Raw genomic sequence first — 24,824 nt, 5'->3', positions numbered from 1 at the left:
GTAGCCTCATTAATGCCAGCTGCGCTTAGTTACGTTTTATTATATTGTTAAAAAAATCTGTCTTGAATCGAATTATGCCTTACATTCGAACTCTTTTATCATATTTTCCAGAGTTTCTTGCTGTGCTAGCCACTCGGTTTCGTTTTCCTCTAATGTCGATTTTGTTTCAGTTTGCTGTTTTAGGTAATTATTGAGTTCAGATTTACGATTGTGGTTATAAATATCACGATCAGCCAGTTTTTGTTCAATTTGAGCTAATTGATTAGATAGATTTGTGATCTTTTGTTCTAACATTGATAACTGTTTTCTGATTGGCTGCGTGTGTTGGCGGAATTCTGCCTCACGTCGTTTTTGTTCTTTACGATCTTGGGCAGTTAAGTTAGCTGATAGCATCTTATCTTGTAACTGTTCCTGACGAATTTGTTGGTGCTGTTGTTTATTATGTTCGGTTAACCGTTTTTGATAGTCGTCCAGATCACCAGCAAAAGGTTCAACCTGACCTTGATGAATGCGATAAAATTCATCTGTTGTTGAGCGCAGTAAATGGCGATCATGGGACACAACAATTAAGGCACCATCAAATACAATCAATGCTTCTGTTAATGCCTGTCGCATATCCAAATCTAGATGGTTAGTTGGCTCATCTAGCAGCAGAAGATTGGGCCGTTGCCAGACAATCAAGGCTAATACTAACCTCGCTTTTTCCCCGCCGGAAAAATGCATACATGGCTCATTTACTTTGTCGCCTTTAAAGCCAAAGCCACCAAGATAGTCGCGCAAATGTTGTTCAGTTTCTTGCGTAGCAAGGCGGTAAAGATGTTGTAATGGCGACTCATCCAGGCGCAGATCATCTAATTTATGTTGTGCGAAATAACCGAGTTTAATGCCTTTCGCTAAGGAAATTTCCCCCTGTTGGGGTAATAGGTCACCAGCCAGTAACTTGATTAAGGTTGATTTACCTGCCCCGTTACGGCCGAGTAAACCAATTCTTGAGCCGGGAACCAGATTGAGTTTAATTAATTTTAAGATTACTTTATCGCCGTAGCCAGCGCTAACTTTTTCCATTTTAAGCAGGGGATTAGGTAAACAATCTGGTGCTCGAAAAGAAAAGTGAAATGGGTTATCAATGTGGGCGGGGGCAACTAGTTCCATACGCTCTAACATTTTGATCCGGCTCTGTGCCTGTTTAGCTTTTGTTGCTTTATAACGAAAACGATCAATATATTTTTTTAAATGGTTAACTTTTTCTTGTTGGTTTTCGTAAAGTGCTTGTTTTTGCGCCAGTTTAGTCGCTCTTTGTTGCTCAAAGGAAGTATAATTACCGGTATATTCGAATAAATTTTCTTGTTCGATATGCAGCACTTTGTCAATGATAGGATCGAGAAAATCTCTATCATGGGAAATCAGGATCAGTGTGCCGGTATAATTTTTAAGCCATTTTTCTAACCCAATAACCGCGTCTAAATCTAAATGGTTAGTTGGTTCATCAAGTAATAATATATCAGAACGACAAATTAAAGCTTGTGCCAGATTTAGTCGCATCCGCCATCCGCCGGAAAAGGCGCTGACAGGTTCATCTATTTGTAATGGTGAAAAACCTAAACCATGTAATAAACTAGCAGCACGAGCGCGAATACTCCAAGCATTGATAGCATCCAGTTGACCATGTATTAATGCAATAGCATGGCCATCATTTTTGTCATTTGCTAGTTGTAGTTGTTTTGCTAATTTGCGGTATTCGTGATCGCCATCAATCACATATTCAATGGCGGATTTTTTTAGCGCAGGTGTTTCTTGATTGACCCAAGCGAGAGCCCAAGTTGTTGGAAAAGTAATGCTTCCTGCTTCAGGTTGCATGTCACCTTTGATTAACGAAAATAGAGTCGATTTTCCACAGCCATTTTTGCCAATTAAGCCCACTTTTTGGCCTGGTGTGATAGAAGCTGTTGCACTGTTTAGTAAAACCCTAATACCACAGCGCATTTGTAGCGCAGAAAATACAATCATATAAACCGTATCTTGATAATATATTAAATCATTTATAATTTTAAAGAATATAAATGGCCTTTGGTGTGTATGTTAACTAAAAATTGTGCTTCTGGCACGCTTTTGAGGAGCTAATTATATCGCTACCACCCAAGATTCTCATTATCTATGCCCATCCTGAACCGACTGAATCTGTGGCGAATAAGATGCTCATTGAATATGTTCAGGATTTAGACAATGTTGTGATCCATGATTTATATGGCACTTATCCGGACTATTTTATTAATGCCAGTTATGAACGGAAGTTGCTTTGTCAGCATGAAATTATCATTTTTCAGCATCCGCTTTATACCTATAGTTGTCCATCTCTTTTGAAAGAGTGGTTTGATAGAGTATTAACGCGAAATTTTGTTTGTGAGCAAAGTAAACAACTTAAAGTCAAATATTGGCGTTCGGTTATTACTACCGGAGAGCCTCAGGAAGCTTATCAATATGATGGTTATAACCGTTTTCCGTTAACTGAATTGTTACGTCCTTTTGAACTTATTGCTTTAATGTGTGAAATGCAATGGTTATCACCGGTGATTATCTATATGGCAAGAAGGCAGTCGCATGAAGACATGCAGGAGTGTGCAAAAGCCTATCGTGATTGGCTAAAATCACCCTTCGAGCATGGAGGTTTATAATTATGGAAGAATTTAGTTCATTCCGTTCTATTATGATATTCCTACTGGCGGGTGTCATTATGGTACCTATTGCCCAAAAAATTCGGCTAGGGGCGGTATTAGGATATTTATTAACTGGTATTGTCATTGGGCCATTTGTGCTGGGGTTTATCCGAAATGTTGATGAAATGATGCATTTCGCTGCATTAGGCGTGGTTTTTTTGATGTTTTTAATTGGCTTGGGACTTAATCCAGTTAAAGTATGGACATTAAGGCATTCAATTTTTGTTGTTGGCACCGCTCAGGTGATCATAACAGCCGCAGTATTTACCGGTTTACTGATTATTATTCATTTTTCTTGGCAAGCAGCACTAGTTGGTTGGCTAGGTTTAGCGATGTCATCAACGGCAATTGCCTTACAGATTATACATTAAAGGAACATGAGTAATACAGAAAGTGGGCGATTGGGTTTTTCTGTCTTACTTTTTCAAGATATGGCAGTGATCCCGATATTGGCACTTATTCGATTTCTTGCCAGTGGACCGGCTGATAGCGATTGGTATCGAATTGGACTAAAAGTGGTTGCCTTTGTTGGTTTATGGGTAGGAGGGCGCTATTTATTACGGCCATTATTTCATCTGGTTGCTAAGTCAGGTATTCATGAAATATTTACTGCCGCTTCGTTGCTTGTCGTATTAGGTGCGGCTTTTTTTATGGAAAAACTCGGCTTTTCTATGGCGTTGTGCACATTTATGGCGGGTGTACTACTGGCTGATACTGAATTTCGTCATGAGCTGGAGATCACAATAGAACCTTTTAAAGGTTTGCTACTCGGTTTATTTTTTATTTCTGTTGGCATGTCGCTTAATTTAGCCATCCTTTGGTCACATTTATTAGAAATAGTCTTCGGTGGGCTTTGTTGAATAAATCGAACTTTTAGGTGATTGGCGGAGCTGATCGCTAAATTCGTTTCAACATCAGGTCCCCATGTCAAAGCAAAAGTTTAAAATTACCAACTGGCCCGCGTACAACAAGGCACTCAGACAACGCGGTTCCCTGACGGTCTGGCTTGATGAGTCGGCCATCGCTGGATGGACTGACAGTTCTTCGCCTGAAGGTCGTGGCCGGCCGCTTTACTACAGCGATATGGCTGTTACCACTGTCCTGATGATGAAGCGTGTGTTTAACCTGTCGCTCCGGGCATTACAGGGCTTCGTTGATTCGATTTTTAAACTCATGTCTTTGCCGCTGTGCTGTCCGGACTACTCGCTGGTCAGCAGACGAGCAAAGAGCGTCAACATCAGCAGCATAAAAACGCCAACGCGTGGTGAAATCTCGCATCTGGTCATCGACAGTACCGGTCTGAAGGTCTTTGGCGAAGGTGAATGGAAAGTCAGGCAGCATGGGGCTGACAGACGAAGAGTGTGGCGCAAGCTTCATCTGGCAGCAGACAGTGTGACTCATGAGATTATCTGTGCCGACTTATCGCTCAGCGGAACGACAGATGCGCAGGCACTGCCGGGCCTGATTAACCAAACCCACCGGAAAATCAGGGAAGTGTCAGCAGACGGTGCTTATGACGCCTGTTACTGCCACGATGCGTTGCTAAGAAAGAAAATCAGGCCCCTTATCCCGCCGCGAAGCGGAGCGAAATACTGGCCGGACAAGTACCATGAACGTAACCATGCGGTGGCGAATCAGCGTCTGAGCAGGAGTAATGATATGTGGAAAAAGAAAGTGGGTTATCACCGGCGTTCAGTGGCAGAAACAGCGATGTTCCGCATAAAAACTTTGCTGGGTGGACGAAGCGGATTACAGCAGGATTTAGAATTAGAATGGAAAAAGCAGGAAAATAATTTTCGCCAGTTTGGTCAACAGGTTTGTCATAAAATTGCCCATATGGAGCAGCTTCGTATTGATCTATTAAATGAGTTGAAATAATTTTTAAACTATCATATATTTTATTTTAAGCGTGCAATTTAACCAAGTTATTACTAAATTAAGCTTTTAATTTGATCGAGATTTATCCAATCAATAAAGTTTAATATGGTTTTTATCTGTTATTGTTGCAGATATTAGTCAGGTTAATCTCAATATTCCCATTTTTCATTTTAGCTAAATTTAGTCTGACAAAATAAATGTCGCTGTACTTGGGATATGAAAGTGACAAAAATCAGTGTAATACCCGATATAGCAATCCTAAAAATTAGTATAGTTTGTAGGCATAATAATGCTTATCGTTAAATAAACAGTTTTTCTAGTGATTGCTTTCAACAAAAATAGAATATTAAGTATAAAACTTAACAAGCAAACCTGTTATATGAAATAAATTACTAAAAAATTTGTTTTTGATAGGAGTACAATGCATGTCTACCATATTGAATTTAGGCAATAATTACAATTATAACTTTAGTGAAAGTCGACTTAATCGCGTTATGAATGCAGAAACATTGGCTGAAGCGCAAAATATGGGGTTATGGGATCGGATTAAAGACTTTTTTCACGGTGGCGTGAAGCGGCAAGCAATAGAGATATTATTTGATCATATTAATCAGCCGGCATGCCATGATACTTCACCAAATAAACAACTACTGAAATTTGAACGATTGATTGATTTAGCCAAACCTGAACACAAAAAAGATTTTACCATTGATGCTGATCCACCTAATGTATACAGTAAATGGAATTATCGATTACAGATCGCAGAACATACTGTATATCAAGCTAATGAGATAGTTGATAGTCCAACCACTTCTTATGGAGCTTTTTGTGCAGTTATGACAGGTATGGCTTTTCGCCAATATATATCTGATAACCCTGATATTTTTGGTAGTGGAAATGATAGTAATGATGACTATATCAGTGCTAGTATCCAATGTATGAGTGATAATGAAAAAATACGCCAGCAGCTTGAAAAAGACCTAGACAACCCGAAGTATAGCCATAAAAATTTTTGTGCAATCGAAGAAGTTGCTGATTCAGCAAAATTTATTGCCCGCTTCAAAGAGGGAAGTTTAGAATTTTCTAATAGAGATAATTTACACGGTGAATTTAGAGGTGCTCTTTTAAAGAATGCATTGCAAAGTGGAAATTATCAGAATTTGAGAGAATTGTGATTACAAGGTAATAATCGTACTGGGCAAAATACCATGCTAAAGTATGCAGTAGCTCCTCATATTGATATTTTCATTCAGAGTCTGACAAAGGGTAATCCCATTGATTGGCCGAATGGTAGGTATGATCCCATTAAGATTCTAATTGAAAATAAAAGTCCTCTTATCAATGCGGAAACTATTCAATCACTAAATGAACAGGTTATTGGTGATACGACATTAGGTAAATTATTTAGCATTCCTCAAACTGATATCGATGATGCAGATGGTAAGCATAGAAATACTATAGTAGATAAAAGAGTATAGTTGATTAGAAAAGTAGAATAAGATGCCGTCATTTACATCCCACCCTAAATGGGATGTAAATGGCTTTATAAAAATAGTGTTAACAAAGAATTGAGAAATAATTTGCCTTGTTCGGTGATCTGCCAGCTCAATTTTGTTTCTGTGATATAACCTTGCTCCAGCGCGTTATCAAGTTGACGACGAATGACATTTTCCGCTAAACCGGTGTAATCAATAAAATCCTGTCTTGGTACTGCCTCAAGCAAGCGAAAACGATTCATAAAGAATTCAAAAGGCCTATCTGGTTGGTTTACTTCCTTTTGCTGATAGAGATAGTTCCCCGATAGATAGCAACGGGGATGTTTCGTTTTCATTGTTCGCAAAATACGACCATCGGCAAAAGAGATTTTTCCGTGTGCGCCACAGCCAATTCCTAGATAATCGCCAAAACGCCAATAATTTAAATTGTGCTGACACTGATAGCCAGGCTTGGCATAACTAGATATTTCATATTGTTGATATCCGGCTTTATTAAGTAGCTGATGTCCTTCTGAAAAAATCTCCCACAGCGCATCATCATTAGGTAATACTGGCGGGCAGGAGCCAAAATTGGTATTCGGTTCAATCGTTAATTGATACCAAGAAATGTGGGGCGGAGATAAATCAATTGCTTGTTTCAGATCAGAAAGTGCCTGTTCAAGTGACTGATCAGGTAAACCATGCATTAGATCAAGATTAAAACTACGTAAATTTAATTCTGAAGCCAGACAAGCGGCTTGGATAGCTTCTTCGGGGCCATGTATTCTGCCTAATCTTGTGAGTTTATCGGCAGCAAAACTTTGTACTCCAATAGAAATCCGATTAATGCCAGCTGGTTGATATTGGCTAAAACGTTCAGCCTCAACGGTACCAGGATTTGCCTCCATGGTGATTTCGGCATCAGCTGCCAGCGATAATCTTTGACGTATAATACCATCAAGCAAAGATTGCATTGCCTTAGCGTCGAGTAGACTGGGTGTACCGCCACCAATAAAAATACTCTTAACTTGACGACCATTTATCAGTGCAAGGTCAGCTTGAAGATCAGTTAGTAGATGTGTGACATATTCTTGTTGGGGCAACTCACCTTTTAGTGCATGTGAATTAAAATCACAATAAGGGCATTTTTGCACGCACCAGGGAATATGCACATACAGACTCAATGGCGGTAATTTAAGCATTAGTTAAAGATCCTAATAACATTTTTAATGCTTGCCCACGATGCGATACTGCATTTTTTTGCACTTTGGTTAATTGAGCTGCGGTAAGTTTTAGTTTGCTGTCATAAAAAATCGGATCATAACCAAAACCGTTGCTACCTTTAGGTTCATGGGTTAGCACACCTTGCCATATACCGTGACATATAATCGGTGTTGGGTCGGCAAAATGGCGCAGATAAACGAGTACACAATGGAATTGAGCTTGGCGTTGGTTGTCCGGAATATCTTTCAGGATGGATAACAATTTGTGCAAATTTTCTTCGTCAGATGTATTTTCACCGGCAAAGCGAGCTGAATAGATCCCCGGCGCACCCTTTAACGCATTAACCGAAAGGCCTGAATCATCGGCAATGGCCGCGAAACCAGAGGCTTTTGCCACATGGCGTGCTTTTAATATCGCATTTTCAACAAAAGTTAGCCCAGTTTCTTCAATTGCACTAATAGCTAACTCAGTTTGGGCAATAATATTTAAGTTACACTTTTTTAACAGTTCAGTGAATTCAATTACCTTGCCGGCATTACCCGTTGCTAATACCACTTTATGCATGAAATTTGCTCACCATTACATTAAATAGCCAACTGAATAGAGTATGCTGGTAATAGTCGGATCAATGAATAGCAGAATATCCAGGCGCAGATAATTTAAAGCAATCAAAATCAGCATTACAATCATGGCTGAGAAATCTAACCCGCCCATAGCAGGGATAATACGACGAATAGGTGACATTAAAGGTTCAGTTAATTGCATAAGCATATAATCAATAGGATTACTCCCTTGGCTTATCCAACTAAGAATAGCTCGAATTAAGATCAGCCAAAAAACTAACTTGCCGGCATAAGTTAATAATTGAATAAAGCTAATAGGTAATAGCAGTATGCTGATTAAAGCGAGGGTGTTCGTTGCCCACATGACAAAAAGAATATTGGCTATGGTAAGAATATAAGCGACCAATAAAGTTGCGGTATCAATAGCTCCAATGGCAGGAATAAAGCGCCTTAAGGGCCCTACAATTGGTTGAGTTGTTTTGACCACAAATTGGGAAAATGGATTATAGAAATCCGCTCTGACCCATTGCATCCAAACTCGTAGCAATAAAATAATAATGTATAGTTGAATAATGGTTGGTACGATAAAAGTTAAAAATTGCATTTAATTATCCTGATAAATCAATATTGTTTTTCCATTTCTTCAGCGCGGCGGATTGCAGCACGCATTGTGTTGGTGACAATTTGAGATAAATTAGCTTGATAAAACTGCTCTAAGGCTTTAGCCGTAGTGCCGCCTTTCGAAGTCACTTGTTCTCTTAATGTCGCAAAAGAGAGATCTGATTTGGTTGCCGCCAGAGCAGCAGAACCTTGGGCGGTATATAAAACCAGCTCTCTTGCTGTTTTACTATCAAAACCAAGCCGTTCAGCCTCCTGTTGCATTAATTCCATAAATAGGAAAAAGTAAGCAGGTGCACTACCAGTAACGGCAATAATATCATTAATTGCGGCTTCGTTAGTCAGCCAGAAAACTTTGCCAACACTTGCCATTAGTTCTGTGGCAAAAGTTTTATCATTCTCTGATACTGAAGCCATGGCATACAAACCACTAACACCTTGGCCTACTAGAGATGGCGTGTTAGGCATAACACGCACCAGACTTATGTTAGGCGCGAGATATTGTTGATAACGTTTCACCGGAATTCCAGCGGCAATGGTCAAAACCAGTTTATTGGCAAAATTAACCTGTTCTTTTAGTGATTGACAAACAGTTTCCATAATCTGGGGCTTAACAGCAAGCATAATAACATCTGCATGTTTGCTTGCATCACCGTTATCGCTTTTTCCATGTATGCCATATTTTTTTACCAGTTGATCGCGATTTTTGCTGGTGGGGGAGCAGACTGTGATGTTATTTGCCGGATAGCCAGCTGAAATTAATCCGGCAATAATCGCGTGAGCCATATTCCCAGCGCCGATAAAGGTAATTTTTCGCTGTTGCATTATATTGCTCCTTTTATTGATTGCCTTGATTTTCAAATTGATTCATTATCGGGAACCAAAAATAGCTGTGCCAATTCTGACTAATGTTGAACCACAAGCAATTGCAATATCAAGATCTGCGGTCATGCCCATTGAAAGTGTATCAATATCTGGATATTGTTTTTTTACCTGATTGAATAAATTTTCCATGCTACGAAAAATTGACATCTGTTGGCTAAGCTCATTATTTGGCGCTGTAATTGCCATTAAACCACGTAATTTTAGGTTTGGTAATAATACAATTTCAGCCGCTAATTTATCTAACTCTGCTGGTGTGATACCTGATTTACTTACTTCATCACTGATATTAATTTGGATTAGCACGTTTAGTGGCGCTTTATTTATCGGACGCTGATTATTTAATCGTTGTGCTATTTTTCATCTATCAATAGTATGACACCAATCAAAATGCTTTGCTACTAATCGACTTTTATTGGATTGTAGCGCGCAGATAAAATGCCATATTAAATCCTGTTTGTTACTAAAATAGGCGATTTTTTCTATCCCTTCTTGCAGATAATTTTCACCAAACTGGTATTGCCCCGCATCGATAGCCTCTTGAATTGCATCACAAGATTTAGTTTTACTGACGGCCAGCAGAGTAATACCTTTGGGCTCTCGATGATATTTTTTGGCCGCTTGTATAATGCGATTTTTGACATTAACCAGATTTTGTTGGATTGTATGCTAAATGAAAATGAAAATGAAAATGAAAATGAAAATGAAAATGAAAATGAAAATGAAATAGGATAAAAGTATAATTTCATTGTCACGGCTGTGCGTGACAGTTTATTGTCATTATGATGATTAAGCATGTTGTTCAAACCAACTTTCTAAAATAATGACAGCAGAAATGGAATCAATCTTAATTTTATTGAACGCCCGATAGCCACCCTGATTAAATAGTTGTGCTCGCGCTTCTATTGTTGTTAAGCGTTCATCGTGTAATGTAACTTGGATACCAAAGCGCCCATGCAGACGATTAGCAAATTTACGGGCTTGATTACTTATTGGCTGCTCTGTTCCGTCCATATTGAGAGGAAGTCCAACGATAGCCAGTTCAGGTTGCCACTCTTGTATTATTTTTTCAATGTCTAACCAGTTGGGCTTACCATCTTTTGCTTTTATTGCAGTTAAAGGGCGTGCAGTTGCTGTAATTTCCTGCCCAATGGCGATACCTATACTCAGTGTACCGAAATCAAAAGCAATAATTGTTCTGTTTGCCATTATGCATGACCCGCTTGATTTGAAATATTAAAGATATCAATCCCAATTAAAGCAGCGGCTTCACGCCAACGTTCAGAAATGGGGGTGTGAAAAATGATATTGCTATTTGCTTTGGCGGTTAGCCAACTATTTTCCATTATCTCTTTTTCCATTTGCCCTTGTTCCCAGCTTGAATATCCCAAGGCAATAAGTGTTTTTTCTGGTTGTTTGGTAGTGCCTAAAGTTTCGAGAATGTCTTTTGACGTTGTGATCATAATTTCATCAGAAAGCTTTAAGGTAGAACTAAAACTATTTTTTGGCGAATGTAAAATAAAACCATGAGCTTCTGCGATCGGGCCACCAGAAAAAACCGGTTGACTTAATTCAGTTATATGATCGTATTCTGTCGTTTTAATGTTTAAATTTTTTAATATGCTATTGATTGAAATTTGTTCGATTTGTCTATTGATAACGAGACCCATAGCACCTTTTTCATTATGCTCACAGATATAAACCACCGACTTTTGAAAATACGGATCTAATAACGTTGGCATGGCAATGAGAAAGTGGTTTTGTAAATTCATATTATTAAACTTATTTTCCTGAATTATCAATAAAATATACCTGAATTAAAAGTTAAAAAATAATTAATGAAGCACATTCGCGATTGTTTAAATTTTATTTTCGGCTGACTGTAAGATATTAATATTTTATAACAATAGAAAACATTTATAGTATCCTATATTATTATTCAGTTAACTGTAGTGTTAGCTGTGGTTAATTTACTGTTTTTGCAGCCAGTCGTTTTTCTATTGCATCAAATAACATAACTGTAATTGATATAGCCGAAAATGCTGCTTCAATTTCACGTATACAGGTAGGACTTGTAACATTAATTTCGGTTAAGCGATCACCAATAATATCTAAGCCAACGAAAATTAATCCTTTTTCCTTTAATATAGGTGCTACCGTTCTGGCAATTTTCCAATCACTTTCTGTCAATGGTCTTGCTTCACCATATCCTCCTGCCGCTAAATTTCCTCGCGTTTCACCTTGAGCAGGAATACGAGCTAAGCAATAAGGAACTGGTTCACCATCGACAACCAACACCCGTTTATCACCTTGCTTGATAGCAGGTAAGTAATCCTGAGCCATACAGAAGCGCTGGCCATGTTGAGTTAATGTTTCAATAATGACACTGGCATTAGGATCCTCTTTCTTTAAACGGAAAATCGATGCGCCACCCATTCCATCTAGAGGTTTAAAGATGACATCACCATGTTTTTGATGAAATTCTCGCAGTTTTTTATTATTTCGGGTTACTAACGTATCAGGTGTTAATTGAGGAAACCAGGCGGTAAATAATTTTTCGTTACAATCCCTCAGGCTTTGCGGTTTATTGACAATTAGACTACCCGCATATTCTGCCCTTTCAAGAATATACGTGGCATAAATATATTCAGTATCAAAGGGAGGATCTTTACGCATTAAAATAACATCAAGATTTTTCAAAGCAATATCTTGTTCAGTACCAAATTGATACCATTGTGCAGTATCTTGTTTGATTTTGATCAGTTGTCTGGTATGTCCGTAAGCTTCACCTTGTAATAAATAGAGATCGTCCATTTCCATATAGTGAATTTCATATCCACGGCGTTGTGCTTCTAATAGCATAGCGAAACTACTATCTTTTTTAATTTTTATGGTTGAGATGGGATCCATCACAATACCTAATTTGAACATTTTGTCTCCTTAACCAAGATCGCCGAAGCGGACTTGTAATGCTGTGATTGCAGTTAACGCAGTGGTTTCTGTTCTTAATATCCGAGTCCCAAGTAGGATATTAGTAAATTGGTAGTTAGTTGTCATTATGATTTCATCTGGCGAAAGCCCACCTTCTGGGCCAATGAGTAACCTAATTTTATATACCGCAGCGGGCAGTGTATTAATACTTGATTGGGCTTTAGGATGGAGATTAATTTTTAATGCATCATCTTTTTCTGTGCACCAAGCTTCAAGAGGCATAACTGGACGAATTAAGGGGATTTTGTTACGTCCGCATTGTTCGCAAACAGAAATGGCAATATTCTGCCATTGTTGTAGCTTTTTACTGAGTCGCCCAGGCTCTAATTTAACATTACAGCGTTCAGAAATAAGAGGAGTAATGATATTGACGCCCAGTTCTACTGATTTTTGAATAGTGAATTCCATTTTTTCCCCCACGAGAAATAACTTGTCCAAGATGGAGATCTAAAGGGGATTCTCTGTTTGCAGTTGTCGCCATCCCGAGTTGGACTTTAACTGACTTTTTATTAATCTCAAGTATTTGCCCTATGAAAATAGAATTACTGCCATCAAATAACTCAATATTTTGTACTACACTCATACGTAGAACTCGACTAACGTGGTTAGTGGCATTTATCGCTTAATCGTATTATTGCGCCTGATTCTAATGGTTCAGGATGATAGATCCGAGGAACTCGCATAGCCATGCTTCCTTATAAACTCGATGCTAGCAAAATATTGTGCCTATAATAAAGATGGGAAAATAAACTAGCAAGCTGTCTCGCTATCTATTGATTTTCCTTTTTTATTTTGCGTACAAATTCGCAAAAATTCGCTTACAACCGGATTATTGTTAATATTTATTGTAGAACTGTTATAAAGCATTGTTTTTTTATTTATGGATATTGGAAAAGAATGCTGAGTGAATAATGCGGTTTTTTCAAAAAGGAATTTGAAGATGTCAACATGGCTCACCACTTTTTCGTATTGGCTGTTGATTCAAGCATTTGTTATAACAATTATTTTATTACCATTAAGCCATTTATTAGTTAGTTATTTACCCCTTTATCTATTTAATTATAGATAGCATGACTCACCTAGTAGATATCTCCTTTTTATTACTCTTTTTATTCCTTTCACTATCATATTTTTGCTGATCACAGATCTTAGCCATATAGTGATTTTACTTTTTTCGTTTGGTTTAGCGTACTACTTGGGTTTATTGATCATCAGACAGGATATTTGCCAGATTTATTAGTCTATCCATTACTTTTGTTAGCGTTGCTGTTTAATGCCATGCAAGGCTTTGTTGAATAAATCGAACTTTTAGGTGATTGGCGGAGCTGATCGCTAAATTCGTTTCAACATCAGGTCCGCATGGCAAAGCAAAAGTTTAAAATTACCAACTGGCCCGCGTACAACAAGGCACTCAGACAACGCGGTTCCCTGACGGTCTGGCTTGATGAGTCGGCCATCGCTGGATGGACTGACTGTTCTTCGCCTGAAGGTCGTGGCCGGCCGCTTTACTACAGCGATATGGCTGTTACCACTGTCCTGATGATGAAGCGTGTGTTTAACCTGTCGCTCCGGGCATTACAGGGCTTCGTTGATTCGATTTTTAAACTCATGTCTTTGCCGCTGTGCTGTCCGGACTACTCGCTGGTCAGCAGACGAGCAAAGAGCGTCAACATCAGCATAAAAACGCCAACGCGTGGTGAAATCTCGCATCTGGTCATCGACAGTACCGGTCTGAAGGTCTTTGGCGAAGGTGAATGGAAAGTCAGGCAGCATGGGGCTGACAGACGAAGAGTGTGGCGCAAGCTTCATCTGGCAGCAGACAGTGTGAATCATGAGATTATCTGTGCCGACTTATCGCTCAGCGGAACGACAGATGCGCAGGCACTGCCGGGCCTGATTAACCAAACCCACCGGAAAATCAGGGAAGTGTCAGCAGACGGTGCTTATGACGCCTGTTACTGCCACGACGCGTTGCTAAGAAAGAAAATCAGGCCCCTTATCCCGCCGCGAAGCGGAGCGAAATACTGGCCGGACAAGTACCATGAACGTAACCATGCGGTGGCGAATCAGCGTCTGAGCAGGAGTAATGATATGTGGAAAAAGAAAGTGGGTTATCACCGGCGTTCAGTGGCAGAAACAGCGATGTTCCGCATAAAAACTTTGCTGGGTGGCCATCTGAGCCTGCGTGACTATGAGGCTCAGGTAGGTGAAGCAATGGCGATGGTCAAAGCGCTGAACCGTATGACGTTGTTGGGTATGCCACACAGCGTCAGGATCGGATAACAGCTGTAGCAGAGGGAGCCATCCTGGCGGCTAATTCTGATTTATTCAACAAAGCCCTGTTGAAGGTGATTTTTTCTGGCGTTGGATAATAACTTGCTTGTTTTTCTGCTTTGTTTTTTAAACTGTCAGGAATGGCATATAAAGGGCCTAAATAGGCATATTTTTCCGCCATTTCGATAAAATTTTGGATACCGAAATTATCAAGATAGCAGACCGCACCACCTCGAAATGGCGGAAAACCTAAACCGTATACCAGGGCAATATCGGCTTCTGCAGGACTAGCAATAATGTGTTCATCTAAACAACGAACGACTTCATTAATCATCGGTATCATCAGGCGCATGATAGTATCTTGCTCAGTAAATTGTTTGCTAGTAGCGCCAATTTTGCTTAGTAAGTCTTTAATTTTAGGATCGCGTTGTTTCTGTATTTTTCATTTTTTATCGCTAAAGTATTGATAAAAACCAACGCCATTTTTCTGGCCGAAATGCTGATGATTAAATAGAACAGTAATAGCATCTTGATCAATTTTTGCCATACGTTCTGGAAAACTGTCAGCCATAACTTGTTGGGCGTGTTGCACGGTATCAATACCAATAACATAAATTAAATAAGCCGGCCCCATCGGCCAGCCAAATTGTTTTTCCATGATCTTATCGATTTGATAACAATCAGCACCATCTTGTAATAGTAAATTAAAGCCAGATAAATAAGGGAATAGTACACGGTTAAAAAAAAACCTGGACAATCATTGACGATGATAGCTGTTTTACCCATTTTATTCGCATAGGCAGTTATCATATCGATAGTTTTGGTGCTAGTTTTTTCGCCCTTAATGATTTCCACTAATGGCATTCGATGAACAGGATTAAAAAAATGCATACCACAGAAATTTTCCGGCCGCTGTAAAACACTAGCTCATTTTGTGATGGGAATAGTTGAAGTATTGGAGGCTAATAGAGCATTTTGATTTAATAATTTTTCTGTTTCGGCTAAAACGACCGTTTTGACCTTTGGATCTTCAACCACCGCTTCGACAATAATTTGCGCATTTTCAATTCCAGCGTAATTTATCATTGGAGTAATTGAAGATAATATCTTCGCCATCTCCAGCGCTGAAATTTGCTTACGTGCAAATTGATTATTTAGCAATTTAGCGGCTTCATTCATACCTAACTGAAGAGATTTTTCATTAATATCTTTCATTATGATAGGTATACCCTTACGTGCTGATTGATAAGCAATACCACCACCCATGATACCAGCGCCAACAACGGCAGCTTTTATGGGGGCTTCAATGGATTGGCTTCTATGTTTAGCTAAATTTTTAACATATTGATCATTGAGAAAAACTCTAATTAAAGCATGCGCTGCAGGGCTGTCAGTCAGTGGAATGAAAGCTTCGGTTGCCAATGATAACGCTTCTTTACGTCCACAATTGGCCGCTTTTTCGATAGTTTCTAACGCTTTCGATGGTGCTGGGTAATGTGAGCCTGCCGCTTTCATGACTAAACCTTTTGCGACATTAAAACTCATCGTTTGTTCTATTTTATTCAGTTTTAAAGGTTGGGTTTTAGATTGCCGTACTTGCTGCCAATCTAATCTGCTGGAAATCGCATTTTCCAATAGTACCAGTGCTGAATTTAGTAACTGTTCTTTGGCCACAATCGCGTCAATCAGGCCATTTTTTAAAGCGGTTTCGGCATCGATATCTTTTCCTGTGGTGATCATTTGTAGTGCATTATCTAAACCAATTAAGCGCGGTAGCCGCACTGAACCACCAAACCCAGGCATAATACCCAGTTTAACTTCTGGTAAACCAATTTTAAGATCGGGTGTAGCGATACGGTAATCTGTTGCTAATGCGCACTCACAGCCTCCTCCCAAAGCGTAACCATTAATCGCGGTTACGGTTGGAATGGGTAGGTCTTCGATACGATTAAAGATGCTGTTAGTAAAATGAAGCCATTGTTGAAGTTGTGACTTTGGTGCATTAAATAGCGAGAGAAATTGTTTAATATCTGCACCAACAATAAAAGTGGGTTTTTGTGAAATCAGAATAAGCCCTTTTAATTGACTTAGGATCTTTTTGTTTTCCAGTGAATCAATAGCTTTTTTTAGTGAATCAACGGTTTCTGAATCAAATTTATTAATGGTATTTGGCGAATTAAATACCAATTTTGCGATACCGTGTTTTATCCAATCAACCTGAATAGTATTACTTTGATAGAGCATACTGTTCTACTATGATTTTCATCTGGTACGACCATGGATTAGCGGTGTGATTTTTTTGTTAAAAAAATGCAAATTAAGTATAAAAAATATGCTAGCCTGATCACAACAAATTCTATGGGTTATTGAAAACCGCGCTAATACTTACTTATTTGTTTTTATTGATAAAAATGAGACACTTTAGTTGGGAAAAAGCATTTATTAAATTAATGATAATATTTAATCTGATATTTTGCTGAATATTAGAGATAAAAATAACAGGTGAACTAAAAATGGAAAATTTTGCTAGTCAATATCAAGAACATATTAAAACATTACAGCAACGTACCCAGAATGTTTTGAAAAATAATAAATTGAATGCCTACTTATCCATTCTGGAGAGCCGAAAGACGTTTTTCTTGATGACTACCATTATCCATTCAAAGCTAATCCACATTTCAAAGCTTGGCTACCTATTACTCAAGTTGCCCATTGTTGGTTATTAGTTGATGGAGTTAGAAAACCTAAACTGTGGTTTTATTCTCCAATTGATTATTGGCATAGTATTGATCATCTACCGGACAGCTTTTGGCTAAAAGAGTTTGAGTTGTTCCATTTAAAGGAGGCTAATGATATTAAAAAATGGTTATTTCAGTTAGATAAAAAACATACTGGTTATATTGGTGAATCTATTGATCTAGCTAAAGAATTAGGTATTTCATCGATTAATATTAATCGCAAATCGGTATTAGATTATTTTCATTTTCATCGGGCTTATAAGACCAATTATGAATTGAGTTGCTTACAACAAGCGCAGAAAATGGCAATAGCTGGTCATCATGCCGCTAGTGAGGATTTCTATCAGGGAGCGAGTGAATTTGATATTAATGTTAGTTAATTGCAGGCAACAGGTCAGCGAGATATCGACGTGCCATACAGTAATATTATTGCACTCAATGAAAATTTTTCAGTACTCCACTACACTAAATTGAAGTATCAGCCACCAAAGAAAATGTATAGTTTTTTAATTGATGCGGGCGCTGCATATCCGGTTATGCCGCAGATATTACGCGTACTTATGCGGCTAAAAATAATGATGAATTTGCTAATTTGATTAAAGGCTTGGATAGTAAACAGCAGATATTGATCGATACAATTAAAACCGGTATTCGCTATACTGAATATCATCAACAGATGCATCAACATATTGCATCTTTATTGCTAGATCATGGCATTATTTGCAATATCAGTGTAGAGACAATGATAGAAAAAGGGCTTACAACACCATTTTTCCCGCATGGCTTAGGCCATCTTTTGGGATTACAAGTTCATGATGTTGGTGGATTGATGCAGGATGAAACGGGAGAGTCTTTGGCTGCACCAGAATGTTATCCTTTATTACGTTGTACTCTGATCTTACAACCTGGTATGGTATTAACTATTGAACCTGGTCTCTACTTCATCGAGACACTATTAGCTCCTTGGCGCGAAGGATCGTTTAGTAAATATTTTAACTGGTCTAAAATTGCGTCCTTTATGCCCTATGGTGGTATTCGTATCGAAGATAATATCATCATATATGAGAATAAAGTTGAAAATATGACACGTAATTTACATTTAAAATAATGAATGCTGATTTGATACCCGCAGAGTCGGTTGTTGTTACCGAAGAGATTAAAAAAAGCCGTTTCATTACTTATTTGGAACATACTGATGGAATTGCAGCAGCAAAAAATTTTATCCAAACTATCAAACATAAATACCCTGATGCTCGCCATCATTGTTGGGCCTATGTTGCTGGTAGGCCTGATGATTGCCAAAAATTAGGCTTTTCCGATGATGATTAGCCAACAGTAACGGCAGGTAAGCCGATGATCACTCAGTTATTAGCTAGCCATATTGGTGAAATTACTGTCGTTGTGGTGCGTTATTTTGGCGGTATTAAATTGGGAACTGGGGGCTTGGTTAGAGCTTATGGTAACAGTGTTCAACATGCACTTAACCTCTTAAACACCCAGCAAAAAGTGCTACAAAAATATTATTTAATACATTGTGAATATGTGCATATAAAAATGATTGAGCAATTAATACAACAATCAGCAGGGCAGATCCTATAGCGAGAATATAGTGAAAATGTGATATTAGAAATTTCACTACCTATCAATGTTGAACAAAAGTTTGCGGATAAATTACGTAATTTAAGTAGAGGCGCATTAAATTTAACCCCTAAATCTTAATGTTATGACTAGATTCTCAAGGAACCACTCATGCATTTTCGAGCAATAACCCGAATTGTTGGGCTACTTGTTATCTTATTTTCTGTCACTATGATTATTCCCGGCATAGTGGCATTGATTTATCGAGATGGAGCAGGGCGCGCCTTTAGCCAAACTTTTGTTGCGGCATTAATTATCGGATTGTTACTATGGATACCAAATAGAAATAATCGACATGATCTAAAACCTAAAGAAGGTTTTCTGATAGTCGCCCTTTTTTGGACCGTGTTAGGTAGTGTTGGAGCACTACCTTTTATTTTTTCTGATCGTCCTCATCTGTCGGTTACCGATGCTTTTTTTGAATCTTTTTCCGGTTTAACAACAACTGGAGCAACCACATTGGTTGGGTTAGACACTTTACCCAAAGCAATACTCTTTTATAGACATATGCTACAGTGGTTAGGTGGTATGGGAATTATTGTTTTAGCGGTAGCCATATTACCTTTATTAGGTGTAGGTGGAATGCAGCTTTATCGGGCAGAAATGCCTGGCCCACTTAAAGACAATAAAATGCGTCCAAGGATTGCAGAAACGGCAAAGACACTTTGGTTAATCTATGTTTTGCTTACTATAGTCTGCGCGATAGCATTATGGGGCGCTGGCATGGATGTTTTTGATGCTATCTCCCATAGTTTTTCTACTGTAGCTATTGGTGGATTTTCTACTCATGACCAAAGTATTAGCTACTTTAATAGCCCTGCTATTAATACCATTATTGCTATTTTTTTGCTGATTTCTGGCTGTAATTTTGGTCTTCATTTTGCCGTATTATCTGGTCGTAGTCTGACAATTTACTGGCGTGATCCTGAATTTAGAGTATTTATCGGTTTTCAAATAGTTTTGATAATCATTTGTACGTTAGTACTTCTATATCATTCAGTTTATGACTCTCTATTACAAACATTTGATCAAGCCTTTTTTCAGGTTGTCTCTGTCGCAACAACAGCCGGTTTTAGTACCGATGGGTTTGCAAATTGGCCGCTTTTTCTACCGATATTGTTACTTTGTGCTGCTTTTGTCGGTGGGTGTGCAGGATCAACCGGAGGTGGATTAAAAGTTATTCGAATTTTACTATTATTCTTGCAGGGTTCACGGGAGTTAAAACGGTTAGTACATCCAAATGCTGTTTACACGATAAAATTAGGCTCCAGGGCATTACCTGAACGTATTATTGAAGCTGTTTGGGGTTTTTTTTCTGCTTATGCATTGGTTTTTATTATAAGTTTATTATTGTTAATTGCTACCGGTGTAGATGAGTTTTCAGCTTTTGCCGCAATTGCGGCAACACTGAATAATTTAGGGCCAGGATTAGGCTCGGTAGCTGAAAACTTTACTACCATGAATCCAACGGGAAAATGGATCCTAATAGTCACTATGTTATTTGGTCGATTGGAAGTGTTCACTTTACTTGTTCTTTTCACTCCAACCTTTTGGCGGGAATAATCATTTATATAATGTTATAGGTAACACATGAGCTATTTGCTACTTTATTCTGGTGAAAATGGTCAGACTAAAAAAATAATACTTAAAATTACTGAATATTTACGTCAAGAAGGTAAGCAATGTGATGTTAGAGATTTAAATATGGATAAAAATTTTAATCTTTCTGTATACCAAAAAGTATTAGTCGGTGCTTCAATCCGTTATGGTCATTTTAATCCTGCAGTGTTGAGTTTTGTGCAAAATCACCAAAAAGAGTTGAATACTATGCCAAGTGCATTTTTTGGCGTTAATTTAACGGCCAGAAAACAGGGCAAAGATACACCTGACACAAATGTTTATGTACGTAAATTTTTAGCTAAAATTCCGTGGCAACCAACTATTACTAATGTGTTTGCAGGAGCACTACGTTATCCCCAGTATAAATGGTTAGATCGTATTATGATCCAATTTATTATGAAAATAACAGGTGGAGAAACGAATACAACTAAAGAGGTTGAATATACTGATTGGCAAAAAGTCGAATACTTTGCGCGTGAATTTAATGCGCTTAAATAAAAATTTGATTAAAAATGGCTATGTCTGCGTTAAATGTTGTACAGGCTTTGTTGAATAAATCGAACTTTTAGGTGATTGGCGGAGCTGATCGCTAAATTCGTTTCAACATCAGGTCCCCATGGCAAAGCAAAAGTTTAAAATTACCAACTGGCCAGCGTACAACAAGGCACTCAGACAACGCGGTTCCCTGACGGTCTGGCTTGATGAGTCGGCCATCGCTGGATGGACTGACAGTTCTTCGCCTGAAGGTCGTGGCCGGCCGCTTTACTACAGCGATATGGCTGTTACCACTGTCCTGATGATGAAGCGTGTGTTTAACCTGTCGCTACGGGCATTACAGGGCTTCGTTGATTCGATTTTTAAACTCATGTCTTTGCCGCTGTGATGTCCGGACTACTCGCTGGTCAGCAGACGAGCAAAGAGCGTCAACATCAGCATAAAAACGCCAACGCGTGGTGAAATCTCGCATCTGGTCATCGACAGTACCGGTCTGAAGGTCTTTGGCGAAGGTGAATGGAAAGTCAGGCAGCATGGGGCTGACAGACGAAGAGTGTGGCGCAAGCTTCATCTGGCAGCAGACAGTGTGAATCATGAGATTATCTGTGCCGACTTATCGCTCAGCGGAACGACAGATGCGCAGGCACTGCCGGGCCTGATTAACCAAACCCACCGGAAAATCAGGGAAGTGTCAGCAGACGGTGCTTATGACGCCTGTTACTGCCAAGACGCGTTGCTAAGAAAGAAAATCAGGCCCCTTATCCCGCCGCGAAGCGGAGCGAAATACTGGCCGGACAAGTACCATGAACGTAACCATGCGGTGGCGAATCAGCGTCTGAGCAGGAGTAATGATATGTGGAAAAAGAAAGTGGGTTATCACCGGCGTTCAGTGGCAGAAACAGCGATGTTCCGCATAAAAACTTTGCTGGGTGGCCATCTGAGGCTGCGTGACTATGAGGCTCAGGTAGGTGAAGCAATGGCGATGGTCAAAGCGCTGAACCGTATGACGTTGTTGGGTATGCCACACAGCGTCAGGATCGGATAACAGGTGTAGCAGAGGGAGCCATCCTGGCGGCTAATTCTGATTTATTCAACAAAGCCTCTAAACTGCAAATAAATAGGGTAAATAGACAAATTATTAAGTTATCAAGAAACAATATGATCACTAAATAGTAGATAACAAGTAACCATTGGATTGAAATCTAATAATAGTGATACAATCGCGATAATAAGTTCATATCTCACAAATTTATCAAAATTTACGATCCTATGAGCGATATTTTTACGCTTACGGCGAATATTTTCCTTTTATAGTTGATAAAAGGAAACCTAATCTAATACAGGAGCCAACATTTATGTCTTCACTGACGCCCGCTAGTGAAGTGATTTTACGCCATGATGAATACTTTATCGGCCGTCGTGTTTTAATCGCTGGTAACTTACAAGATAATATTAGCGCTGAAAGGAGCGCTGAAATTTTACATATTTTAACTAATCAATATCACTACTGGTTATCATTTAACAAAGCGCTAGGCGAAAAAGCCCATTATGACTTAACGCTTGAAAAAACAGTGGCGAGACAATTTAATACACTGATCTATTTTTGGCCTAAAAACAAGCAAGAAGCCCATTTTCAACTACACAATATTTGCTCAGTTTTACCAGTAAGTAGTGATATTTTTATTGTTGGTGAAAATCGTAGTGGTGTAAATAGCGCCAATAAAATTCTAGAAGAAATAGGCAGTGTACGCAAAATTGATGCAGCACGGCGTTGTAGTCTCTATTATTGCCAGCTAGAAAAACAACCACACTTTCATTTAAATGATTGGTGGAATCTCTATAAGGTCGCTGATATAACTATCAAAACCCTACCTGGCGTATTTAGTCAACAAGCGCTGGATGCCGGTAGTCAACTACTTCTTTCTACATTTGATAAACCTATCAAGGGTAAATTATTAGATATCGCATCCGGCTCCGGTGTACTTGCAACGGTTATTGGCAAGAGAAACCCTGGCATAAAATTAACTCTCTGCGATACTCATGCTGCGGCGGTCACATCTTCTATTGAAACCATAAAAATAAATGGCTTAACTGGCGATGTTACAGCAAGTGATATCTACTCTGCGATTGAAGATAGCTACGACTGGATAATTTGCAACCCGCCGTTTCATGATGGATTAAAAACGGATTATTCAGCCGCTGAAGCAATCATCAAACAAGCATCAAATCATCTAAAACCAGGTGGAAAATTTAGAATGGTTGCCAATGCCTTCTTACCTTATCCAGATTGGTTAGATAAAGCGTTTGGTCGCCATGAAATACTTGCTCAAACAGGTAAATTCAAGGTTTCTCAAGCCAGCAAATTTCGTTAAATCTGATACGATAAGTTTTTAGCAAAATAATTAATTATTTAAATAACATTGTTACCACTTTCGTTTTAAGTGAATGAGAGATGAAAATGGAAGTCGGTAACAATATTTAATTGCAACTTTATTTAGCATAAATAATTCATTTTCAAATGACAAAGTCCGATGAAGATAACGATTTAAATCATCTCTCTGTCATTGGTGTTTCAATTATTATTTAATGAATAACTAATTATATATTTTTAGGCTTTGTTGAATAAATCAGAATTAGCCGCCAGGATGGCTCCCTCTGCTACACCTGTTATCCGATCCTGACGCTGTGTGGCATACCCAACAACGTCATACGGTTCAGCGCTTTGACCATCGCCATTGCTTCACCTACCTGAGCCTCATAGTCACGCAGGCTCAGATGGCCACCCAGCAAAGTTTTTATGCGGAACATCGCTGTTTCTGCCACTGAACGCCGGTGATAACCCACTTTCTTTTTCCACATATCATTACTCCTGCTCAGACGCTGATTCGCCACCGCATGGTTACGTTCATGGTACTTGTCCGGCCAGTATTTCGCTCCGCTTCGCGGCGGGATAAGGGGCCTGATTTTCTTTCTTAGCAACGCATCGTGGCAGTAACAGGCGTCATAAGCACCGTCTGCTGACACTTCCGTGATTTTCCGGTGGGTTTGGTTAATCAGGCCCGGCAGTGCCTGCGCATCTGTCGTTCCGCTGAGCGATAAGTCGGCACAGATAATCTCATGAGTCACACTGTCTGCTGCCAGATGAAGCTTGCGCCACACTCTTCGTCTGTCAGCCCCATGCTGCCTGACTTTCCATTCACCTTCGCCAAAGACCTTCAGACCGGTACTGTCGATGACCAGATGCGAGATTTCACCACGCGTTGGCGTTTTTATGCTGATGTTGACGCTCTTTGCTCGTCTGCTGACCAGCGAGTAGTCCGGACAGCACAGCGGCAAAGACATGAGTTTAAAAATCGAATAAACGAAGCCCTGTAATGCCCGGAGCGACAGGTTAAACACACGCTTCATCATCAGGACAGTGGTAACAGCCATATCGCTGTAGTAAAGCGGCCGGCCACGACCTTCAGGCGAAGAACTGTCAGTCCATCCAGCGATGGCCGACTCATCAAGCCAGACCGTCAGGGAACCGCGTTGTCTGAGTGCCTTGTTGTACGCGGGCCAGTTGGTAATTTTAAACTTTTGCTTTGCCATGGGGACCTGATGTTGAAACGAATTTAGCGATCAGCTCCGCCAATCACCTAAAAGTTCGATTTATTCAACAAAGCCGTTTTTTTGTGGAAAGAAAACATCAACCATAAACTAAGCTCACAAATT

The 24,824-nt window shown here is 39.2% G+C and carries 18 protein-coding genes and 7 pseudogenes; 13 read left to right on the top strand and 12 right to left on the bottom strand.

What is annotated here, in order from left to right; all coding sequences use genetic code 11:
• Positions 1-72: 72 nt before the first annotated feature.
• Complete coding sequence (locus tag E3U36_RS09075) at positions 73-2,007, bottom strand: ABC transporter ATP-binding protein (RefSeq protein WP_180816308.1); 1,935 nt, start codon at positions 2,005-2,007, stop codon at positions 73-75.
• 116 nt (positions 2,008-2,123) lie between these two features.
• Between E3U36_RS09075 and kefG the strand changes: the two genes are divergently transcribed.
• From kefG to E3U36_RS09050, 5 genes and pseudogenes are all read left to right on the top strand, one after another.
• Positions 2,124-2,672 carry a glutathione-regulated potassium-efflux system ancillary protein KefG gene (kefG, locus tag E3U36_RS09070; RefSeq protein ID WP_180817608.1) on the top strand — a complete coding sequence of 183 codons (549 nt, stop codon included), beginning with the start codon at positions 2,124-2,126 and terminating at the stop codon, positions 2,670-2,672.
• A 2-nt stretch (positions 2,673-2,674) separates the two neighbouring features.
• Positions 2,675-3,568, top strand: a pseudogene (locus E3U36_RS09065) (monovalent cation:proton antiporter-2 (CPA2) family protein); the annotation flags it as partial.
• Between the two features lie 70 nt (positions 3,569-3,638).
• On the top strand, positions 3,639-4,592 hold the full coding sequence (locus E3U36_RS09060; RefSeq protein WP_369412938.1) for an IS5 family transposase: 954 nt from the start codon (positions 3,639-3,641) through the stop codon (positions 4,590-4,592).
• 425 nt (positions 4,593-5,017) lie between these two features.
• Positions 5,018-5,767: a T3SS effector SopD family protein gene (locus E3U36_RS09055; protein ID WP_180816307.1), complete on the top strand. Its 750-nt coding sequence runs from the start codon at positions 5,018-5,020 to the stop codon at positions 5,765-5,767.
• A 33-nt stretch (positions 5,768-5,800) separates the two neighbouring features.
• Positions 5,801-6,070 carry a hypothetical protein gene (locus tag E3U36_RS09050; RefSeq protein WP_180816306.1) on the top strand — a complete coding sequence of 90 codons (270 nt, stop codon included), beginning with the start codon at positions 5,801-5,803 and terminating at the stop codon, positions 6,068-6,070.
• Positions 6,071-6,135: 65 nt separating this feature from the next.
• Here E3U36_RS09050 and hemW read toward each other — a convergent pair whose 3' ends face one another.
• From hemW to E3U36_RS09025, 5 genes and pseudogenes are all read right to left on the bottom strand, one after another.
• Positions 6,136-7,269, bottom strand: coding sequence for a radical SAM family heme chaperone HemW (gene hemW / locus E3U36_RS09045; RefSeq protein ID WP_180816305.1), 1,134 nt, complete (start codon positions 7,267-7,269; stop codon positions 6,136-6,138).
• Positions 7,262-7,855, bottom strand: a complete 594-nt coding sequence (gene rdgB, locus E3U36_RS09040) for an RdgB/HAM1 family non-canonical purine NTP pyrophosphatase (protein WP_180816304.1) — start codon at positions 7,853-7,855, stop codon at positions 7,262-7,264. The genes hemW and rdgB overlap by 8 nt, the downstream gene beginning before the upstream one ends.
• 15 nt (positions 7,856-7,870) lie before the next feature.
• Positions 7,871-8,458, bottom strand: coding sequence for a YggT family protein (locus E3U36_RS09035; RefSeq protein WP_180816303.1), 588 nt, complete (start codon positions 8,456-8,458; stop codon positions 7,871-7,873).
• A 17-nt stretch (positions 8,459-8,475) separates the two neighbouring features.
• The gene (gene proC, locus E3U36_RS09030; protein WP_180817607.1) at positions 8,476-9,297 is read right to left on the bottom strand and encodes a pyrroline-5-carboxylate reductase; all 822 of its coding nucleotides are present in this window, start codon (positions 9,295-9,297) and stop codon (positions 8,476-8,478) included.
• Positions 9,298-9,342: 45 nt separating this feature from the next.
• Positions 9,343-9,981 (bottom strand): annotated as a pseudogene (locus E3U36_RS09025) (YggS family pyridoxal phosphate-dependent enzyme).
• Here E3U36_RS09025 and E3U36_RS12765 point away from each other — a divergent pair.
• On the top strand, positions 9,874-10,089 hold the full coding sequence (locus E3U36_RS12765) for a hypothetical protein (RefSeq protein WP_238337438.1): 216 nt from the start codon (positions 9,874-9,876) through the stop codon (positions 10,087-10,089). The pseudogene E3U36_RS09025 and the gene E3U36_RS12765 sit on opposite strands and share 108 nt — an antisense overlap.
• Positions 10,090-10,143: 54 nt before the next feature.
• Here E3U36_RS12765 and ruvX read toward each other — a convergent pair whose 3' ends face one another.
• The 4 genes and pseudogenes from ruvX to rsmE all read right to left on the bottom strand — a co-directional run bounded on the left by ruvX (position 10,144) and on the right by rsmE (position 13,028).
• The gene (ruvX, locus tag E3U36_RS09020) at positions 10,144-10,563 is read right to left on the bottom strand and encodes a Holliday junction resolvase RuvX (protein ID WP_180816302.1); all 420 of its coding nucleotides are present in this window, start codon (positions 10,561-10,563) and stop codon (positions 10,144-10,146) included.
• Entirely contained in the window at positions 10,563-11,126 is a 564-nt protein-coding gene (locus E3U36_RS09015) for a YqgE/AlgH family protein (RefSeq protein WP_180816301.1), read from the bottom strand. The genes ruvX and E3U36_RS09015 overlap by 1 nt, the downstream gene beginning before the upstream one ends.
• Before the next feature lie 193 nt (positions 11,127-11,319).
• On the bottom strand, positions 11,320-12,285 hold the full coding sequence (gene gshB / locus E3U36_RS09010) for a glutathione synthase (protein WP_180816300.1): 966 nt from the start codon (positions 12,283-12,285) through the stop codon (positions 11,320-11,322).
• A 9-nt stretch (positions 12,286-12,294) separates the two neighbouring features.
• Positions 12,295-13,028 (bottom strand): annotated as a pseudogene (gene rsmE, locus E3U36_RS09005) (16S rRNA (uracil(1498)-N(3))-methyltransferase).
• 676 nt (positions 13,029-13,704) lie between these two features.
• Here rsmE and E3U36_RS08995 point away from each other — a divergent pair.
• On the top strand, positions 13,705-14,628 hold the full coding sequence (locus E3U36_RS08995) for an IS5 family transposase (RefSeq protein WP_180816299.1): 924 nt from the start codon (positions 13,705-13,707) through the stop codon (positions 14,626-14,628).
• On the opposite strand, the pseudogene fadB reads toward E3U36_RS08995, so the two are convergent.
• Positions 14,615-16,863: pseudogene (gene fadB / locus E3U36_RS08990) on the bottom strand (fatty acid oxidation complex subunit alpha FadB). The gene E3U36_RS08995 and the pseudogene fadB sit on opposite strands and share 14 nt — an antisense overlap.
• 269 nt (positions 16,864-17,132) lie before the next feature.
• Between fadB and pepQ the strand changes: the two are divergent.
• From pepQ to rsmC, 6 genes and pseudogenes are all read left to right on the top strand, one after another.
• A pseudogene (gene pepQ, locus E3U36_RS08985) lies at positions 17,133-18,465 on the top strand (Xaa-Pro dipeptidase).
• Positions 18,465-19,076, top strand: a pseudogene (locus tag E3U36_RS08980) (IMPACT family protein). Before pepQ ends, E3U36_RS08980 begins: the two co-directional pseudogenes overlap by 1 nt.
• Before the next feature lie 30 nt (positions 19,077-19,106).
• The gene (gene trkH, locus E3U36_RS08975; RefSeq protein WP_180816298.1) at positions 19,107-20,558 is read left to right on the top strand and encodes a Trk system potassium transporter TrkH; all 1,452 of its coding nucleotides are present in this window, start codon (positions 19,107-19,109) and stop codon (positions 20,556-20,558) included.
• Between the two features lie 27 nt (positions 20,559-20,585).
• Positions 20,586-21,113, top strand: a complete 528-nt coding sequence (hemG, locus tag E3U36_RS08970) for a menaquinone-dependent protoporphyrinogen IX dehydrogenase (RefSeq protein ID WP_180816297.1) — start codon at positions 20,586-20,588, stop codon at positions 21,111-21,113.
• 118 nt (positions 21,114-21,231) lie between these two features.
• Positions 21,232-22,155: pseudogene (locus tag E3U36_RS08965) on the top strand (IS5 family transposase).
• A 310-nt stretch (positions 22,156-22,465) separates the two neighbouring features.
• The gene (rsmC, locus tag E3U36_RS08960) at positions 22,466-23,482 is read left to right on the top strand and encodes a 16S rRNA (guanine(1207)-N(2))-methyltransferase RsmC (RefSeq protein ID WP_180816296.1); all 1,017 of its coding nucleotides are present in this window, start codon (positions 22,466-22,468) and stop codon (positions 23,480-23,482) included.
• 295 nt (positions 23,483-23,777) lie between these two features.
• Here rsmC and E3U36_RS08955 read toward each other — a convergent pair whose 3' ends face one another.
• Positions 23,778-24,701 carry an IS5 family transposase gene (locus tag E3U36_RS08955; RefSeq protein ID WP_180816295.1) on the bottom strand — a complete coding sequence of 308 codons (924 nt, stop codon included), beginning with the start codon at positions 24,699-24,701 and terminating at the stop codon, positions 23,778-23,780.
• Between the last annotated feature and the right edge of the window lie 123 nt (positions 24,702-24,824).

The sequence above is a fragment of the Arsenophonus endosymbiont of Aphis craccivora genome, from assembly GCF_013460135.1.
Classification (GTDB): domain Bacteria; phylum Pseudomonadota; class Gammaproteobacteria; order Enterobacterales; family Enterobacteriaceae; genus Arsenophonus; species Arsenophonus nilaparvatae.
The sequence above is the reverse complement of the archived record's forward strand: the minus strand, read 5'-3'. Positions and strand labels throughout refer to the sequence as shown.